Source organism: uncultured Roseibium sp. (assembly GCF_947496995.1).
Lineage (GTDB): Bacteria > Pseudomonadota > Alphaproteobacteria > Rhizobiales > Stappiaceae > Roseibium.
In genome coordinates this window covers 321,203-337,857 of sequence record NZ_CANMFD010000005.1, presented here as the reverse complement: position 1 = coordinate 337,857, position 16,655 = coordinate 321,203, and the positions used below count along the sequence as shown (strand labels likewise).

General features: G+C 60.6%; 15 protein-coding genes. 6 read left to right on the top strand and 9 right to left on the bottom strand.

The genetic code is table 11. The features are described from left to right. Positions 1–14: 14 nt before the first annotated feature. On the bottom strand, positions 15–989 hold the full coding sequence (locus Q1B40_RS20370) for an NADPH:quinone oxidoreductase family protein (RefSeq protein ID WP_299818632.1): 975 nt from the start codon (positions 987–989) through the stop codon (positions 15–17). A 183-nt stretch (positions 990–1,172) separates the two neighbouring features. Between Q1B40_RS20370 and Q1B40_RS20365 the strand changes: the two genes are divergently transcribed. Further along, positions 1,173–1,718: an RNA methyltransferase gene (locus tag Q1B40_RS20365; protein WP_068418990.1), complete on the top strand. Its 546-nt coding sequence runs from the start codon at positions 1,173–1,175 to the stop codon at positions 1,716–1,718. Between the two features lie 9 nt (positions 1,719–1,727). Here the strand turns inward: Q1B40_RS20365 and Q1B40_RS20360 are convergent, their stop codons facing one another. Continuing rightward, positions 1,728–3,050 (bottom strand): hypothetical protein, encoded by a 1,323-nt coding sequence (locus Q1B40_RS20360; protein ID WP_299818626.1) that lies wholly within the window; start codon positions 3,048–3,050, stop codon positions 1,728–1,730. Positions 3,051–3,277: 227 nt separating this feature from the next. Here Q1B40_RS20360 and Q1B40_RS20355 point away from each other — a divergent pair, with 227 nt between their 5' ends. Next, complete coding sequence (locus tag Q1B40_RS20355; protein WP_299818623.1) at positions 3,278–4,621, top strand: caspase family protein; 1,344 nt, start codon at positions 3,278–3,280, stop codon at positions 4,619–4,621. 39 nt (positions 4,622–4,660) lie between these two features. Here Q1B40_RS20355 and Q1B40_RS20350 read toward each other — a convergent pair whose 3' ends face one another. Both Q1B40_RS20350 and Q1B40_RS20345 read right to left on the bottom strand, forming a co-directional pair. After that, the gene (locus Q1B40_RS20350; RefSeq protein ID WP_299818620.1) at positions 4,661–5,398 is read right to left on the bottom strand and encodes a M15 family metallopeptidase; all 738 of its coding nucleotides are present in this window, start codon (positions 5,396–5,398) and stop codon (positions 4,661–4,663) included. Next, positions 5,376–5,942, bottom strand: coding sequence for a sigma-70 family RNA polymerase sigma factor (locus Q1B40_RS20345; RefSeq protein ID WP_299818617.1), 567 nt, complete (start codon positions 5,940–5,942; stop codon positions 5,376–5,378). The genes Q1B40_RS20350 and Q1B40_RS20345 overlap by 23 nt, the downstream gene beginning before the upstream one ends. Before the next feature lie 319 nt (positions 5,943–6,261). Between Q1B40_RS20345 and Q1B40_RS20340 the strand changes: the two genes are divergently transcribed. Beyond that, complete coding sequence (locus Q1B40_RS20340) at positions 6,262–6,771, top strand: invasion associated locus B family protein (protein ID WP_299818614.1); 510 nt, start codon at positions 6,262–6,264, stop codon at positions 6,769–6,771. A gap of 331 nt (positions 6,772–7,102) precedes the next feature. Continuing rightward, the gene (gene rlmN, locus Q1B40_RS20335; protein WP_299818611.1) at positions 7,103–8,326 is read left to right on the top strand and encodes a 23S rRNA (adenine(2503)-C(2))-methyltransferase RlmN; all 1,224 of its coding nucleotides are present in this window, start codon (positions 7,103–7,105) and stop codon (positions 8,324–8,326) included. Positions 8,327–8,464: 138 nt separating this feature from the next. Here the strand turns inward: rlmN and Q1B40_RS20330 are convergent, their stop codons facing one another. Together Q1B40_RS20330 and Q1B40_RS20325 are read right to left on the bottom strand one after the other, a co-directional pair. Further along, on the bottom strand, positions 8,465–10,651 hold the full coding sequence (locus Q1B40_RS20330; RefSeq protein WP_299818608.1) for a xanthine dehydrogenase family protein molybdopterin-binding subunit: 2,187 nt from the start codon (positions 10,649–10,651) through the stop codon (positions 8,465–8,467). A 3-nt stretch (positions 10,652–10,654) separates the two neighbouring features. Then, positions 10,655–11,116 carry a (2Fe-2S)-binding protein gene (locus Q1B40_RS20325; RefSeq protein WP_299818605.1) on the bottom strand — a complete coding sequence of 154 codons (462 nt, stop codon included), beginning with the start codon at positions 11,114–11,116 and terminating at the stop codon, positions 10,655–10,657. Between the two features lie 180 nt (positions 11,117–11,296). Here Q1B40_RS20325 and Q1B40_RS20320 point away from each other — a divergent pair, with 180 nt between their 5' ends. Then, on the top strand, positions 11,297–11,911 hold the full coding sequence (locus Q1B40_RS20320; RefSeq protein WP_299818602.1) for a TetR/AcrR family transcriptional regulator: 615 nt from the start codon (positions 11,297–11,299) through the stop codon (positions 11,909–11,911). A gap of 31 nt (positions 11,912–11,942) precedes the next feature. On the opposite strand, the gene Q1B40_RS20315 is transcribed toward Q1B40_RS20320, so the two are convergent. The 3 genes from Q1B40_RS20315 to Q1B40_RS20305 are packed head-to-tail and all read right to left on the bottom strand — an operon-like array spanning position 11,943 to position 15,192. Further along, positions 11,943–13,502, bottom strand: a complete 1,560-nt coding sequence (locus Q1B40_RS20315) for an efflux transporter outer membrane subunit (protein ID WP_299818599.1) — start codon at positions 13,500–13,502, stop codon at positions 11,943–11,945. Between the two features lie 11 nt (positions 13,503–13,513). After that, the gene (locus tag Q1B40_RS20310; protein WP_299818596.1) at positions 13,514–14,665 is read right to left on the bottom strand and encodes an efflux RND transporter periplasmic adaptor subunit; all 1,152 of its coding nucleotides are present in this window, start codon (positions 14,663–14,665) and stop codon (positions 13,514–13,516) included. Then, positions 14,662–15,192 carry a DUF3302 domain-containing protein gene (locus tag Q1B40_RS20305; RefSeq protein WP_299818593.1) on the bottom strand — a complete coding sequence of 177 codons (531 nt, stop codon included), beginning with the start codon at positions 15,190–15,192 and terminating at the stop codon, positions 14,662–14,664. The genes Q1B40_RS20310 and Q1B40_RS20305 overlap by 4 nt, the downstream gene beginning before the upstream one ends. Before the next feature lie 219 nt (positions 15,193–15,411). On the opposite strand from Q1B40_RS20305, the gene Q1B40_RS20300 reads away from it, so the two are divergent. Further along, a complete protein-coding gene (locus Q1B40_RS20300) occupies positions 15,412–16,632 on the top strand; it encodes an argininosuccinate synthase (protein ID WP_299818590.1) in 1,221 nt (406 codons plus the stop codon). The last annotated feature ends 23 nt before the right edge of the window (positions 16,633–16,655 follow it).

Here is a 16,655-nt window from a genome sequence, read left to right as displayed (position 1 = left end):
ATCCCATAGCGGCCTCAGGGTGTGACAATCACCTTGCCGCGCACCCGGCGGGCCGCGATTTCCTCAAGGGCTGCAGGAACCTGCTCCAGCGGATAGACCGCATGGATATGGGGCTTCAGCTTGCCCTCCCGCACCCAATCCAGCAATTGTGCCATGTTTTTGCGGTGGCCGTCCGGATCCCGGTTCAGCGCTTCGCCCCAGAAGATCCCGCGCATGTCACAGCCTTTGAGAAGCAGCAGGTTCAGGGGAATTTTCGGGATGTCGCCGGACGCGAATCCGATCACCAGGAAACGGCCTTCCCAGGCCGTTGCCCTCAGCGCCTGCTCCGACAGGTCGCCGCCGACGGGATCGTAGACCACATCGACCCCCTTGCCGCCGGTCAGCTCCTTCAACGTCTCTTTCAGATTCTGCCTGGAATAATCGACCGTCTGGTGAGCCCCCAGCGACTTCGCGAAGGCCAGTTTTTCCTCCGACGATGCACAGGCGATCACGTTCGCCCCCATGATCGCGGCGATCTCGACCGCCGCCTGGCCGACACCGCCCGATGCCCCGAGCACTGCTACGGTCTCCCCGGCGCGAAGTCCGCCCCTGTCGCGGTAGGCATGCAATGTCGTGCCGTAGGTCACCGTGAGACCGGCAGCCGTCTCGAAGGAAACGTCGTCGGGCATCCGCACGAGGTCCTGCGCACGCACGGCGACCTTTTCCCGTGCCGCGCCCCAGCGCATGTAGCCCATCACCCGGTCGCCGCAGGACAGCTCCGTCACACCGTCGCCGACGGCTTCAACGACCCCGGCGAACTCCGCGCTCGGCGAAAACGGCAGCTCCGGCTTGTATTGGTACTTTCCCTGAATGATCAGCGTATCGAAGAAATTCAGCGCGCAGGCCTTCACCTGAACGACGGCTTCGCCCGGCCCGGCCGTTGGTGCCGGAATTTCCTCGACGACGAGATCCGAAGCCGGACCCGGAGTTTTGCAAAGACAGGCTTTCACGGTGACCTCTTGAAGCACAAATGGAAACGGCAGGTTAGCAATGGACATCCGCCGCAGATATAGGCTTTCCGGATAATCTGCAGGGCACGCACGGGCCAGTGTTTTGGCGGTAAACCTTTCAGCTCAGCCGACTTTCCGCTATGGGTCCGTACCCTAGAGAAGCAGAAACATTGGAAAGACAGAATGCGCGGATATTTTGCGGTCGGGGCGGAAGGCCTCTCCAAACGGATGAACCTCGGCACGCTGATGCGCTCCGCGCACGCCTTCGGTGCGAACTTCTTTTTCACCGTGGATGCCGACCGCAAACTCCGCAAGGCCCCGCCGTCCGACACCTCCAAGAGCCCCGGTCATCTGCCGGTGTTCACATGGGACAGCGTCGAGACGATGGATCTGCCCGCCGGCTGCCAGCTCGTCGGTATCGAGCTCACCGAGGAGTCCATCGATCTGCCGAGCTTCGGCCATCCGCTGCAGGCGGCCTATGTGCTTGGCCCCGAGCGTGGCTCGCTGTCGCCGCAGATGCTGGAGCGTTGCGCTCACGTGGTGAAAATCCCGACCAAATTCTGCATCAACGTCGCCATGGCAGGCGCAATCGTCATGTATGACCGCCACAGGGCCCTCGGCCGCTACGCGGAGCGCCCGCTGACCGCCGGCGCGCCGAAGATCGAACGCCCCAGGCATGTCTCCGGCGGCCCGGTCATGCGCTCGGGCAGGAAAGTTCCCGGGACGTGAAAAGGCACATCACCAGTTGAAGATGTTCTTCAAAGTGAGTTTGGGAGACTGGAGCTCATTATAGCGACCGCTTTTGCTGAGCTCCGAAATGATCTCGTCTTTCGCCTCGACATCAAACGCCCTGGCGGATTCTTTCAGGATCAACACCTGATTTTCGACGGAGGCGTTTCTGTCATCCTTGACGGCATCAAGGCTTGAGGAGACCGAGCGGGGGTCTTCCAGCAGATACAGGAACTCGGCGGCCTGATAACGTATGGTCTTGTCCTCGTCGGCGGCTGCTTCGACAAAATAGGGAAATTCGTCCTCTGTCAGTTGCGCCGAGATATCCGTTCTCAGCGTCTCGTCGCTCCGCAGCATCTCGGAGAGAATATACGTCGTGCCGACGCGAATGCGGTAGTCGTCCGCGCTCCCGGTGTTCGCCGATGCGAAGGCATCGGCCAGCTGATTGACCGCGGGTGGACCCACGTTGACCAGCAGGTCGCGCGCGTTGCGCCGCCGGTAAATCTCTTCACTCTTCAAGTCTTCTATCAGCGTCGCGATTTCCGCGGAACTCAAATCGGATTTGCCAGAGTTTGCCGGTCCCGATTCGGCCCGCGCGGACATACCGAAGAGATCCAACCCTTCCCGCGCAAACAGTGTCTCGGGAGCGGTTTCTCCTAAAATCGACTCCCGTTCCTCGAACAGCACGACGTCTCCATCCAGAACCACACGGTTTGTATAATCAAATGCCAGCTGCATGAACTCTTCACCGGAGGAAGTGTGACTGAGCATGCGCTCTTCGAACAGGTCCGAATTCGCATAGAGCTGGAAAAATTCCGCTCCGGGATCGTTTTCGATCGTATCGACCTGCATCCTGACCTGACGACTCTTGAGATCCCTGCCGAGATTGAGGAACCGGATCGTGGAGGTCGAGCGGTCTCTGTAGACATACATGGGATGCTCGTCGATGATCCGAATGTCCGCGACCTTGGAGAAATCCCCTTCCAGGCTTCCCTTGATGAAATCGTTGCGAACCGGAGCGTCGGAGAATTGCTGGAGAACCAGAAAGAGCAGGACTGCCGTTGCGCCTGCTCCCGTGGCCGACCAGCCCGCCCAGCGTCCGGAAACCTGCGTTCCGAACATCGCCAGAACGATGCCGAAGCCCACACAGATTGTCAGGGACGAGGCAACCTGATTGCGGCCCATGAATAGGATCGCGGTGCCGAGTACCACGAGAAAAAGCCCGACCAAGACGCCCGCCATCATCTGCCTTTCGGAGATCAGCTTGGAATGAGCGGCATGGTCAACCGAAGGGGTCGCCGGTGTCGAAGTCGGAGTATGAAAATCGGTCATTTTTCCCTCCCAGAAGAAATGAAATGGAGGTCTTAATCAGCAATCCCTGAAGTTTACTTGCGTTTCCTGTCCTACGCAATCTTTACTGGCATCAAAGCAGCCGGAAACCGGCTTCAATTGGACCAAATCTCCGGAATGATTTCAGTCCTGGAGACCACCACAAAGCAGATGTCTCTTGCCTTAACCGGCGCCAGAAGGTTTTCTTGGCGCATTGCTGGAGACCCCGAATGAATTTCCTTTTCCGAATTGTGACCGGCTGCTGGTTGACGGCATTGCTGTTTTCCTTGCCTTCGACCACGCATGCGGCCGGCAAGGTCGCGCTGGTTATCGGCAATGGCGCCTATCAGAGGATGCCCGCGCTGCCGAACCCCTCCAATGACGCCGAGCTGATGGCCTCGAAACTCACCGGGCTCGGTTTCGACGTTGTCCGCATCATCGACGGTGACCGGCGGGCGTTCCGCGATGGCCTCACCCGGTTCGGACGCAGGGCGCAGGGAGCGGACGTCGCACTGGTGTTTTACGCCGGACACGGCGTTCAGGTGAACGGTCGCAACTGGCTGTTACCGGTGGATGCAGAGATCCTGGCCTCGACGGACCTTCCGGGCCAGGCGGTCAAGGCCGACGACCTTCTGGAGATCATGGACGCTTCCGGGGCACGGTTGAAGCTGGTCTTCCTGGATGCTTGCCGCAACAATCCCCTGCCGCGGTCCCTGTCCCGGGGAACCACAAACGGCCTCGCCCGGCTGGAAGCCAACGCGGCAGGCATGATGATCGCCTTCGCCACCGCCCCCGGCGACGTCGCGCTGGACGGGGCCGGCTCCAACAGTCCCTTCACCGAAGCGCTGGCCCGACTGATCGGCACACCCGATCTGGAGGTCCGCCATCTGATGGGCCGCGTCCGCGAAAGCGTCTACACATCGACAGGCGAACGTCAGCTCCCCTGGCTGAACGAGGCCCTCATCGGTGAATTCTATTTCGGCGGAAAGTCGGAGGGCGGCAAGCCGTCTGTTGCCGTATACACACCGGCGCCCACTTCCGGGAACGCGGGATCGGAGAAAGGGACCGAGAGCTTTACAGCGGCCCGTCACAACCCCCTGCCGGATTACGCCGCGAAAAGATGCAGCCCGGCGCGCTCCGGCGGCGGTGCCTTGCAGGTCTGCGCCAGTTCCGTTCTCGACCCGCAATACGGCAACCGATACGGCCCGGGCAATTTGTTCGACGGCAAGACATCCACCGCCTGGGTCGAAGGCGTTTCCGGGGAAGGGGCAGGAGAAAAGGTTCTGGTGGCCTTCGACCGGCCGAGATGGCTCCAGGGCTTCGAAATCGTCAACGGTTACGCCAAGAACCGGGACATCTTTCAAAAGAACGCCCGCGTCAGAACCGCCAACGTCACACTTTCCGACGGCACGACACGGATCCTCCGCCTGAGCGACACGATGGGCGCCGAGCGTTATGTCTTCGACACGCCCGTGGAGGCCGCGTGGCTGGAATTCGAAATCGGGACGGTTTTCCCCGGATCCAGATACAAGGATACGGCCATCTCCGAGGTGATCCCTCTGTTTGACGAGTGATGCTGACTGTCGACGACAGAAACCACGATACGATCGCCGCTACCTGCGTTCGATCGTGAAATCGAAAGCCTTGCCGGGAAACGGTTCCCCTTGAAGGGTGAAATGCCACCACTCTCCCGGATAATTCCGGAAACCGCCGCGTTGCATCAGGGCGACGAGTGTCCGGCGCATGTTCTGGGCAGAGACCGCCACGGCCTTTGATCCCGTCCGGCTGGCTGGGTCGAAGCAGTCGAAGGGAGTGCCGAAATCTGCGGTCTCCCTGTCCTTGCGGGCACAGGCAGACGGGGTATCGGGCTTTGGGCCCGAGCCGGAAAGCAGTTCCAGGGAAACATCGACGGTGGACCCTCCGGCGTGACTGCTTTTCGCGCCGATATAACCCTGCCGGATCAGGTGCGCGCGCGACACGTTCGGGTAATACGCGGGGTCTGTCCCCTTGCCGGAATTGACCCAGGCCACCATGGCGTCAACGGCCTGTTGCGGCCGGTAGCAATCGAAGACGACGAGCGAGTAACCCGCGCTCACGGCGGCGTTCTGAACCTTGCCGAGCGCCTTTGCCGCGTCTTGCGTCAAAACGCATTCCCGGGCCCCGTAGCCGGGCAGGCGCTTGCGCATGAAATTGTCACGGCTCGCGTAACGCATGTCCTGGCTGATATCGGGAACGGCATCGCGCAGATAAACGAACCCGCGCGGCAACGCATCCGAGGCTGCGTTGGAGATCCCTGCGCAGAAAATCAGACCGGCTACGACAAACCGCCTAATCCACATCGACGGCCGCATCGGTTTCCAGCAGCTGGCGCAACCTGCCGAAGGCAAGGCGGATTCGGGATTTGACCGTTCCGAGCGGCAGTCCTGTCTGATCGGCGATTTCGCTGTGCGACTGCCCGATGAAAAAGGCCAGCCGGACCACCTGCCGCTGGTCCTCGGGCAGTTGTTCCAGCGCGGCCCGGACGCGGGTTTCCCGCAGGCGTGCATCCATTTCGTCGGCGACATCCGGCAACGGCGCCGGTTGAAGCGCTGGTTCGTCCGGATTGAGTTCCGCAGTCTTTTGCCGCCGTAGTCGGTCAATACGGCGGTTTCGGGCAATACGGAAAAGCCAGGTGCTGGCGGAGGATTTACCCGGATCGAAAAGATCCGCCTTGCGCCAGAGCGTGACCATCACGTCCTGCGCAACTTCCTCTGCAACGGCATTGTCCGCGCCCTGTTTCATCAGGTAGCCCTTCAGGCGCGGAGCGAAATGATCGAACAGTTCAACGAAGGCAGCCTTGTCCCGCTCCGCCGCGACCTTGACGATGAGATCGGAAAAATACTGCGCATTCGCCAACGGTTATCAAACTCCCTGCCGAGCCAACGGTCCTGATCGATCTTTAACACGTTCGCCGGTTTTCGAAAGGGGGTTGAGGCACACCGCCACACTGTTGCCGTGATTAACCGCAACAGGCTGTGGGACGATCCGGGAACCGGACCCGTTCCGACGGCCCGCGCCCTGACATGAGAAAAAGAGCGACGAAAAATTCAAAAAACCAATTGCCACGGCTTCAACCCTTTCGTAACCCGCTTTAAGTTATCATTAAAGCAAGGTTTATATGTCAGACGGCAATTGAATTGAATTCGACGGAAACTCAAAGCCAAACGGTGTGGAGATGATGAAAGCAAAATCGCTGGTTCTAGCCCTTGCAGGTCTGGCCGTTTCGAGTGCAGTGGCTTTCGCGCAAACCCCGACGCTTCTGAAGCAGCACAACGACTGGGCGGCCTATGCGCTGACAAGCGGCAGCGGCAAGGTCTGCTACGCGTTGACCAAGCCGACCACCTTGCTTCCCGGGGATCGCAATCACGGGGATGTCTTTTTCTTCGTGACGAGCCGCCCGGCAGAAGGTGTCAGCTCGGAGCCGAGCCTGCTTGTCGGTTACCCCTTCAAGGACAAGTCCTCGGTGTCGGTCGATATCGACGGCACGAACTTCACGCTGTTCACCAACAATGACGGTGCCTGGGTGGAAAATGCCGCGACAGAGGCTCAGCTTGTCGCCGCCATGAAGGCAGGCCGGGAAATGAGCGTGAATGGGGAATCCAGTCGCGGCACCCGGACGACCTACAAGTTCTCGCTTTCCGGTGTTACGGCAGCGATCAATACCGCCAGCCAGGCCTGCCAGTAACCGGCAAGGCCTATCCCACGTTCACGACATTGACCCGGCAGGACGCTTCTGGCGCCTTCGCCGGGCTTTTCGGCATGCATGGGTCCGCTGGCCGCATGGCACCAATGCAGCCGGAAAACTTGATTTTTACCGGCGTTTGTGGTTTTGGAAACGGCTTGAGCATGCCGCGTTCGATTGAGCGCAGACAGGATGCTCCGACATTTTATAAATCGATCGACTTTCTGACTTCCGTTTCCTGCTGGTCGGAAGTCTGACGATCAGGTGACCGGCTGCCGCATCCACCGAACTGGATACGCCACGAAAAGCGCCGGACAGGAAAACGGATCACGACATGGCGATTACGCTCGATATCGCGCGGGACAATCCGAACGCGCCGACCGTTCCAGCCGCAGCATCCCTGCTGCCGGGCGAGGAAAAGCCGGTGCTTGTCGGCCTCAGCCGCGAAGAACTGGGCGAAGCGCTCGGCACCATCGGCGTACCGCAGAAACAATGGCGGATGCGAGCCTCCCAGCTCTGGCATTGGCTGTATGTGCGTGGCGTCTCCGATTTCGCGCAGATGACCAACATCGCCAAGGACCTGCGCCAGAAGCTTGCCGAGAATTTCTCGATCGCCCGTCCGGAGATCGTTTCCGAGCAGATTTCCGTCGACGGCACGCGCAAATGGCTGTTCCGCTTTCCCCCGCGCGGCGCCGGCCGCCCGGTCGAGGTCGAAACCGTCTATATTCCCGAAGAAGGCCGGGGAACGCTGTGTGTTTCCTCCCAGGTCGGTTGCACACTGACCTGTACCTTCTGTCACACCGGCACCCAGAAGCTGGTCCGTAATCTGACCGCGGAGGAAGTCCTCTCGCAGATCCTTCTGGCGCGCGACCGCCTCGGCGATTTTCCGGAAGCCCACACGCCGCAGGGGGCGATTGTTCCGTCCGAGGGCCGGCTGGTCACCAATGTCGTGATGATGGGCATGGGCGAGCCGCTCTACAATTTCGAGAACGTGAAAAAGGCGCTTCTGATCGCCTCCGACGGCGACGGCCTGTCTCTCTCCAAGCGGCGCATTACCCTGTCGACCTCCGGCGTCGTTCCGGAAATTTTCCGCACGGGCGACGAAATCGGCTGCATGCTGGCGATCTCCCTGCATGCGGTCCGCGACGAGCTGCGTGACGTTCTGGTGCCGATCAACAAGAAATGGAACATCGCAGCCCTGCTGGACGCCTGCCGCAACTACCCGGGCCTGTCCAACGCCAAGCGCATCACCTTCGAATACGTGATGCTGAAGGGCATCAACGACAGCAACAAGGACGCACTGGATCTGGTCCGACTGCTGAAGGGCATTCCGGCCAAGATCAACCTGATTCCGTTCAACCCTTGGCCGGGCTCCGAATACGAATGTTCCGACTGGGATCGCATCGAGGAATTCGCCGACATCGTCAACCGCGCCGGCTATGCCTCCCCCATCCGCACCCCGCGCGGCCGCGACATCTTCGCCGCTTGCGGCCAGCTCAAGTCGGCATCCGAACGCATGCGCAAGAAAGACCGGGACGCACTGGCGGCCCAGGCGTAGGCAGTCGAGCCAGAGTTTCCCTTCGGGCGAACCGCATCGCTTTTTCCAGCCGCGTTTCATGAACCGCGATGTTTCAGGTGCCAAACATGCAAAAAAGCCGCCCGAAGGCGGCTTTTTTCGTTTCAAACGCGTTTCAACTTACACAAGTCCTGCCTTCGACAACGGCAAGCTCGTGATCCAGTCGCCTTTCGCCGCAGCGATGGCATTCGCGACGGCCGGGCCGATTGGAGGCGTTCCGGGTTCGCCAATGCCGGTCGGCGGCTCGTTCGAGGCGACGATATGCACCTCGACTTCCGGCATGTCGGACATCCGCAGCGGCTCGTAGGTATCGAAGTTGGTTTCCTCCACCACTCCGTCCACCAGCGTGACCTGATTGCGCAGGATCGCACCGAGGCCGTAGCCGATACCACCTTCCACCTGGGCAACGATGTTGTCCGGATTGATCGGCGTGCCGCAATCCACCGCGGCGGTCACCTTCTCGACCTTCACCGTACCGTCGTCGCGGAACGAGATTTCCGCCACTTCCGCCACGTAGGAGCCGAAGGACTTGTGCACGGCGACGCCCCGGTAACGGCCGTCGCCCGGCGGCTGATCCCAGCCCGCCTTATCCGCAGCCAGCTTCAGGACATTCGCCTTCCGCGGATCGTCCCGGATCATCTCCAGCCGGTAGGCGACCGGATCCTTGCCGGCTTCCTTCGCCAGCCGGTCGATCATGGTTTCCATGACGTAGGCCGTGTGGGTATGCCCGACCGACCGCCACCACAGAACCGGGACCTGCGTTTCCTGAAACGTCTGGTCCATGTTCATCAGCCCAAGGGCATAGGACGTGTCATGCGCACCCTCGGTCATGTTGTGGTCGACGCCATCCTTCATGAGCATCGCCTCGAACGCGGTGCCCTTGACGATCGATTTCGCCGCGATGTTGTACTTGAACGCCGTGACGTTGTTGTCGGCGTCGAGGCCAACCCTGATCCTGTGAGCCGACATTGGCCGGTAATAGCCGCCCGCCATGTCGTCCTCTCGGGTCCAGACGATCTTCACCGGTGCGGGCTCCATTCCGTCTGCCTGCATCGCCTTGGCCAGCATCGCGATCTCGACGACGGGATGGGCATCGGCCTGGGCCCGCCGGCCGAAGGAACCGCCTGCCCAGAGCGTGTTGATCCTGACGTTCTGGAACGGGATGCCAAGCACCGTGGCCGCAACGTTATGATCGATGGTCTGGATCTGGGATCCGAACCAGAGTTCCGCGGTCTCACCGTCGAACATCATAGCGATGTCGAGCGGCTCCATGGCTCCATGTGCCAGGAAAGGGAAATCATAGTCGGCCTCGATCACCTTCGCCGAGGCTTCAAGGACCGCATCGACGTCACCGTCTTCGCGCACCTTTACGCCCGGCTGTGCCGTCATCTCCTTGAGCTCGGCGATCATGGCGTCGCTCGACCGGGTCTCCGCCCCGCTGTCATCCCATTCGATTTCCAGCAGCGACCGGCCCTTGATCGCCGGCCATGTGCTTTCGGCGACCACGGCGACGCCGTTCGGAAGCTCCAGCACATTGACGACGCCGGGCACTTTCCTGGCTTCGCTCGCGTCGAACGACTTCACCTTGCCGCCAAAGCGCGGCGCCCTGGCGACGGTCGCCACCAGAAGGCCGTCCCGCTGGAAATCCATGGTGTAGGTGTTCGGCGCACCGACCGTCTTGTTCTTCACGTCGAGGCGCGGAAAGGACTTGCCGATATAGACCCACTGGTCCGGTGTCTTCAGCACCGGCTCGGCCGGAACCTCTTCACCGGCGGCAAGGCCGGCCAGGTCGCCCAGCGTCGCGGACTTGCCGGACCCGTGCGAGACGACACCGTCGGATACGGTGATTTCCGAAGCAGGCACGCCCCAGTCCTTCGCGGCTGCGGCGACAATCATCGCCTTGGCCGCAGCGCCCGCCTGGCGGTACTGCATGAAGGAGTTGGCCATGGCCGTGGAGCCGCCCGTACCCTGAACGCCGAACAGCGTGTTGGCGTAGAGCTGCGGATTCGATGGCGCGAACTCGACCCTGACCTGATCGTGCGCCGCATCAAGTTCGTCGGCAACGAGCGTCGCGAGACCGGACGCCGTTCCCTGGCCCTTGTCCAGATGCTTCGACAGCACCACAACCGTGTTGTCCGGCCGGATATGCACGAAAGGCTGGAGGAAATCGCCTTCGGCCGCCGACGCTGCCGATCGCGGCAGGTTCATTGCCAGAACGAGACCGCCAATGGTGCCCGCGGACACTTTCAGAAAGGTGCGGCGGCTCGGTTGAGCAGCCTCAAGAGGTTTTTGCAGGAGATGCAACATGGCTCAGCCCTCCATCTTGTCGGATGCAAGGTGGATTGCCTTGCGGATACGGGCGTAGGTGGCGCAGCGGCAGACGTTGCCGTCCATGGCGAAGTCTATGTCTTCGTCGGTCGGCTTGCGCGTCTCGCTCAGGAGTGCGGTCGCAGCCATGATCTGGCCGGACTGACAATAGCCGCATTGGGGTACGTCCAGCTCCTGCCAGGCGGCCTGCACGGCTTCGGCGGCCTTGCCGTCGATCCCTTCGATTGTGGTGATTTCAGCGTCTTCCACGTCTCCCACCATGGTCTGGCAGGATCTGATCGGCATGCCGTCCAGATGGACGGTGCAGGCGCCGCACGACGCGATGCCGCAACCAAATTTGGTGCCGGTCAATTTGAGTTCGTCGCGCAGTGCCCACAAGAGCGGGCTGTCGGGATCGGCATCGAGCGTGCGCGTTTCCCCGTTGATTTTCAATGTCACTGACATCTGGAGACATCTCCTTTGGCTGGCCTGATCTGGCTAAAGGAAGTAAACTACACTGTGCAGTTTAATGATTGTCTGCGCGTCTGTAAACGCCGTAGTTTACATAGAGCGGAATTTTTGGGATGTAAGGGATCAGGAGACAACGCGCGAAAAAAATCAGCCGTGGGAGAACTCGGATCAAGCATGTCCGTATCAGACCGGAAGAAAAAGCAGATCATTGAAGCCGCGATCGCGGAATTTCAGGAAAAAGGCTATGCCGGCACCAGCATGGACCGGATTTCCGAGCGGGCTCAGGTATCCAAGCGAACGGTCTACAATCACTTCGAAAGCAAGGAAGTGCTCTTCCACGAGATCAACCAGTTTCTCGTCGACCAAGTGAATTCTGCGCTTGAAATTCCCTACGACAATACGAAACCGATCCGCGAAATGCTGATGGAGCTCGGCTGGGCGGAAGGCGCGCTGCTGATCAATCCGTGCTTCATGAACCTTGCCCGCATGGTGATGAGCGAGACGATCCGCGACCCGGCGCTGGCAGCGGACATGGAAGCACGCATGACCCTCCAGTCCGATTTCGAAGCCGTTCTGCGGCGCGCCAGCGAAGAAGGCCGGCTGTCCGTCGACGACCCGGCGGTCGCGGCAAAGCAGTTTCTCGGTCTTATCAAGTCACGCGGCTTTTTCCCGAACCTCTACGCCGCCCGTGTCCCGGACCGGGCGGAAATCGACAAGATCATCGCCGAGAGCGTGGATATGTTCATGGCGAAATACGGCAAGGACGCGAGCCGGCCTCGACAGACGTGAGCGTCAGGCATTGATCGAACCGAAGGCAAGGTCAGCTTTTCCCCTGGCCTTCCACCGGGTTTTCCAGGAGCAGTCCCCAGCCGGTCCGCTCCGTCATCCGCTGGCGGGTCTTCTCTGAAATCAGTCCATCGACATTTTCCGGCATCCAGCCGCCGCCGAGACCCTTGTAGACCGCAATAAGGTTGGTCAGCACATTGGCCTGGGCCGCGATCAGCCGCTCTTCCGTAACAAGCTGGTGCCGTTGTGACTGAACGACCCGGTTATAGGGCGCAGTGCCGTCCTCGAACTGGGCATCGACTTCGCTCACCGCACTGCGCGCGGCCGCGACGGCGCGGCGCAGATAGACCGCTTCCTGTTTCGACCTCAAGAACCCCGTCAGGCCGTTTTCCACTTCCGCATAGGCGGCCAGCACGGTTCGCTCGTAGTCCAGCAGGGCTTCCTGGAATTTGGCGTCCTGAACGCGGACATTGTTCTGAATCCGGCCGTAGTTGAGGAAATTCCACGAAAATCCCGGATTGATGAAACCCGCTGCCGTACCGTTGCCGAAGAGATTGGCGAAATCGTCCGCCCTGACACCGATCGCCCCGGAGATCGAGAATGCCGGGAAGAGGTCGGCTCTGGCCACGCCGATCTGCGCCGAGCGGGCCGCCGCCCTGTATTCCGCGCTGCGGATATCCGGGCGTCGGCGCAGCATGTCGGCGGGAACCCCGATGGCCACTTCTGCCGGAACGCGCGGAAATCGCGACCTTGACCCGAGGCGGGACTTGACCCCTCCCGGCGGCTCGCTCAGGAGAAGGCTCAGGGCATTATAGGCCCGCGCCAGTTTCGCCTCGTAATTCGGGATGCTTGCCAGAGTGTTATTGTAGAGAACCGTCGCCTCGCTGACGGCCAGCCTCGTGGCTGTTCCGTTCTCGAGACGCAATTTTGTGAGATCCAGCGACGCCTTCTGCAGCACGGCATTTCTGCGCACGGTGGCGATCAGCTGCTGCAGTTCCCGGATGGTGATGTAGACGGCCGCAATATCGCCTGTCAGCGTAACGAGCGCATCGTCATAGGAAGCAAGCTTGGCTTTCAGATCGGCATCCGCCGACTGGATATTCCGCCGGATCTTGCCCCACAGATCGATCTCCCAGCCGGCATCGAAACCGGCAGAGACATCGGTGAATTGATTGTCGACCAGCCCGACGCGTTCAAGGTCGCTGATAAAGGGATCCTTGGTGCTGAAGCGGGTGGTTCTGGAGCTCACATTCGCCTGCTGTACCTGCGGGAACAGGTTTCCGCCGGCGATGCCGAGCTGAGCGCGCGCCTGATAAACCCGCACCCCCGCAGCCTGCAGGCCGACATTCTGGCGATAGGCCTCTGCGATGAGGCTGTTCAGCGTATCGTCCCTGAAAACATGCCACCAGGGCACAGAATTTGCGCTGCGGCTGGTAAAGCCGGTGCGGCTGTCTATCGGAAGGTTTGCCCCGGCACCCCAGCTGTCGAGTACGGGCGCATCTGGCCGTTCGAAATCCGGTCCGACCATGCAGCCGCCGAGCATCAACATGCCGCTCAAAACCAGACCGTGACGGATTTGCCTTGAATGCCCCATGCCGCCCCTACTTACAAATCAAACGGAATAATGAAATTCATCCAACTGTAGAGGCGCAGGTTTATTCGCCGCAAGTCGGCCACCCATCCACCGCCCCCGCCGGTATAGATCGCCACCGCGCCATGCGCGCCGGCCGGATAGCGAACGAGGGCCGGATCGTCGTCCAGATCGATTTCCACGGCGAAACGGCCCTGCGGCTTCATGAATAGGAATTCCGGCACAAATCCGCTTGGCAGGATCTGTCCCTGACCCGTCCCTTCCCAGATGTTCTTCACCCTGCCCTTGAAGATACGTCCCGGATATATGTCCAGGGCCACTTCGACCGGCTGACCGGATTTCACGAATTTCAGATGTTCCTGGTAGAAGGTAGCCAGGAAATAAGGATCGGCGTCGGCAATGAAAGCAGCGACGGCGGCGATGCGTACACCGCCCACCACAAGCCCCGGCCGGGCCTGCTGCGAGATGATTGTCCCGTCTTCCGGTGCATAAATCGTGGTCTGATCGAGATAATACTGCGCCTGATCGACCTGCGCCTGGGCCGAGACTACCTGGGCGTTCACCCCGTCGATCTGGGCCCCCACCGCCAGTTGCGCCTTGTTCAGGTTCGCTTCCGACTGCGCGACCTGCGCCGTTGCCGTAGCCAGCTCGGAATTCCACCTGTCCAGCGTTTCCTGTTTGGCCCCACCCCTGGGAACCAGATCCGCATAGCGCGTGACCTGTTCCGCAGTGTACTGCTGCCTGGCAACCGCCTCGTCGCGCGAATCCTGGGCCAGGTCGACATCTTCCTGCAGGCTCAGCGCATTCTGCTGATTGCTGACCAGGCTCGCCATCGCCTCCTGAAGCTGCGCGACGTAAAGCGTCGTGTCGAACTGATAGAGCTTGTCGCCTTTTTTCACCCTTTCGTTCTGCCCCACATACACCTCCTCCAGAAGCGTCGGATGAGGCAGGCGCGGGGTGATCTGGATCGTCTGCCGGATGACATGGCCGTCGATTGAAAAGGGAGTGTAGAACCTCAGGAAAACCACCAGCAGGAACAGGACATGGACGCCTACCCAGAAGGTGACGACACCCCAGGCAATATTGAACTTCAGCCAGCGGAACTTGTAGAACACCAGCCACATGAAGATGGCGTAGGCGACCAGAATGAGAATGGCGATAGTCATGCCCCGGCTCCATCCTCTGATGGAGCTTTCGGCGCCTCGCCAGAGAGTACCTGTGCGGGAGCGGCCTTTACCGCGACAGCCGGACCCGGCCCACTGTCCTCTGCCTGCGGATCGTCACCTTCCAGCAATGGTTCCGCGTTCCTGGGGTGCTTGCGGATGTCGACCGTGAGCGAGTCGTGATAAGCCCAGATGAGTGCGTGGATCCACGGAAACACGGTGAAAAGCCCGATCCAGCCGCCGAGTTTCACGGACTCGGCATGCGGATGGTTCCGCTTCTCCGCGAGCTTGCCTGGCAACCCGCCCAACGTGATCATCGCAAAAAAGAATGCAACGACAATCAGCACAAGGATCAGGAAAGTCAGATAATCGTAGGTGTCCAGTTCAAAGTCGATGAGATTCATTCTGCCTCCGGCCGATTTAGTCAGCAGATTGTCGATTTGTATTATTGTCAAAAGCATCAACCCTCCCGCACCCAATTGCAAGACGCGGTGCCCGGCGCGGCTTGCGTCCTTTTTCGGCGGCAACATGAACGCCGGCGTTTCGGGTAACCGGCCACTCCGTCGACAAATGAACGCAGGTGGAACCGCAAGGGCTTGCGCCGGGAAGAGAACCGGCTAAATTGCCGCAAATTTTCAACGTGCGGTCAAACCGCCCGGGAACTGCTCAGGATATGGAATTTGACCCGGTTTCGGGGCAACTCCAGATCTCCGGCGGCCCCCGGAACAGCAAAACTGGACCTTCCCTAAATGGCGTATGGTGACATCAAGAAAGTCGTTCTGGCCTATTCCGGTGGCCTGGACACGTCCATCATCCTGAAATGGCTGCAGACCGAACTGGGTTGCGAAGTGGTGACTTTCACCGCCGACCTCGGCCAGGGTGAGGAACTGGAACCGGCGCGCAGGAAGGCCGAGATGCTCGGCATCAAGGAAATCTACGTCGACGACCTGCGCGAGGAATTCATCCGCGATTTCGTCTTCCCGATGTTCCGCGCCAATGCCGTTTATGAAGGTGTCTACCTGCTCGGAACCTCCATCGCCCGGCCGCTGATCTCCAAGCGGCTGATCGAAATTGCCGAGGAAACCGGCGCCGACGCCATCGCACATGGCGCCACCGGCAAGGGCAACGACCAGGTCCGCTTCGAACTCGCCGCCTATGCGCTCAATCCGGACATCAAGGTGATCGCCCCCTGGCGCGACTGGACCTTCAAGTCCCGGACAGACTTGATCGACTTCGCCGAAAAGCATCAGATCCCGGTTCCGAAAGACAAGCTCGGCGAAGCCCCTTTCTCCGTCGATGCCAACATGCTGCACTCTTCCTCCGAAGGAAAAGTGCTGGAAGACCCGGCCGAGGAAGCGCCCGCCTATGTCTACCAGCGCACGGTTGACCCGACCGAAGCCCCCGATGTCGTCACCGAGATCGAGATCGGTTTCGAAAAGGGCGACGCGGTTTCGCTCAACGGTGAAAAGCTGTCTCCGGCGACCCTCTTTGCCAAACTCAACGACTATGGCCGCGACAACGGCATCGGCCGACTCGACCTGGTCGAGAACCGCTTCGTCGGCATGAAAAGCCGCGGCATCTATGAAACGCCGGGCGGCACGATCCTGCTGACCGCGCACCGGGGAATGGAATCCATCACCCTGGATCGCGGCGCTGCGCATCTGAAGGACGAGTTGATGCCGCGCTACGCGGAGCTGATCTACAACGGCTTCTGGTTCTCGCCCGAGCGCGACATGCTGCAGGCCCTGATCGACAAGAGCCAGGAGCATGTGACCGGGTCGGTCACGCTGAAGCTCTACAAGGGCAACGTCATCCTCACAGGCCGGTCTTCGCCCTATTCGCTCTATTCCGAAGAACTGGTCACCTTCGAGGACGACCAGGGCGCCTATGACCAGAAGGACGCCGCCGGCTTCATCAAGCTGAACGCCCTGCGCCTGCGCACTCTGGCCAAGCGCAACAGGCTCGGCTGAGACCCTAGCGATGACGGGGCCGG

Bases quoted from the DNA above. Each gene is read 5' to 3' on its own strand.
- Q1B40_RS20305 (WP_299818593.1), bottom strand. From the start codon at position 15,192: ATGTTGCCGCCGAAAAAGGACGCAAGCCGCGCCGGGCACCGCGTCTTG.
- Q1B40_RS20360 (WP_299818626.1), bottom strand. From the start codon at position 3,050: ATGACCGATTTTCATACTCCGACTTCGACACCGGCGACCCCTTCGGTT.
- Q1B40_RS20300 (WP_299818590.1), top strand. From the start codon at position 15,412: ATGGCGTATGGTGACATCAAGAAAGTCGTTCTGGCCTATTCCGGTGGC.
- rlmN (WP_299818611.1), top strand. From the start codon at position 7,103: ATGGCGATTACGCTCGATATCGCGCGGGACAATCCGAACGCGCCGACC.
- Q1B40_RS20365 (WP_068418990.1), top strand. From the start codon at position 1,173: ATGCGCGGATATTTTGCGGTCGGGGCGGAAGGCCTCTCCAAACGGATG.
- Q1B40_RS20350 (WP_299818620.1), bottom strand. From the start codon at position 5,398: ATGCGGCCGTCGATGTGGATTAGGCGGTTTGTCGTAGCCGGTCTGATT.
- Q1B40_RS20310 (WP_299818596.1), bottom strand. From the start codon at position 14,665: ATGACTATCGCCATTCTCATTCTGGTCGCCTACGCCATCTTCATGTGG.
- Q1B40_RS20355 (WP_299818623.1), top strand. From the start codon at position 3,278: ATGAATTTCCTTTTCCGAATTGTGACCGGCTGCTGGTTGACGGCATTG.
- Q1B40_RS20320 (WP_299818602.1), top strand. From the start codon at position 11,297: ATGTCCGTATCAGACCGGAAGAAAAAGCAGATCATTGAAGCCGCGATC.
- Q1B40_RS20325 (WP_299818605.1), bottom strand. From the start codon at position 11,116: ATGTCAGTGACATTGAAAATCAACGGGGAAACGCGCACGCTCGATGCC.
- Q1B40_RS20340 (WP_299818614.1), top strand. From the start codon at position 6,262: ATGATGAAAGCAAAATCGCTGGTTCTAGCCCTTGCAGGTCTGGCCGTT.
- Q1B40_RS20315 (WP_299818599.1), bottom strand. From the start codon at position 13,502: ATGGGGCATTCAAGGCAAATCCGTCACGGTCTGGTTTTGAGCGGCATG.
- Q1B40_RS20330 (WP_299818608.1), bottom strand. From the start codon at position 10,651: ATGTTGCATCTCCTGCAAAAACCTCTTGAGGCTGCTCAACCGAGCCGC.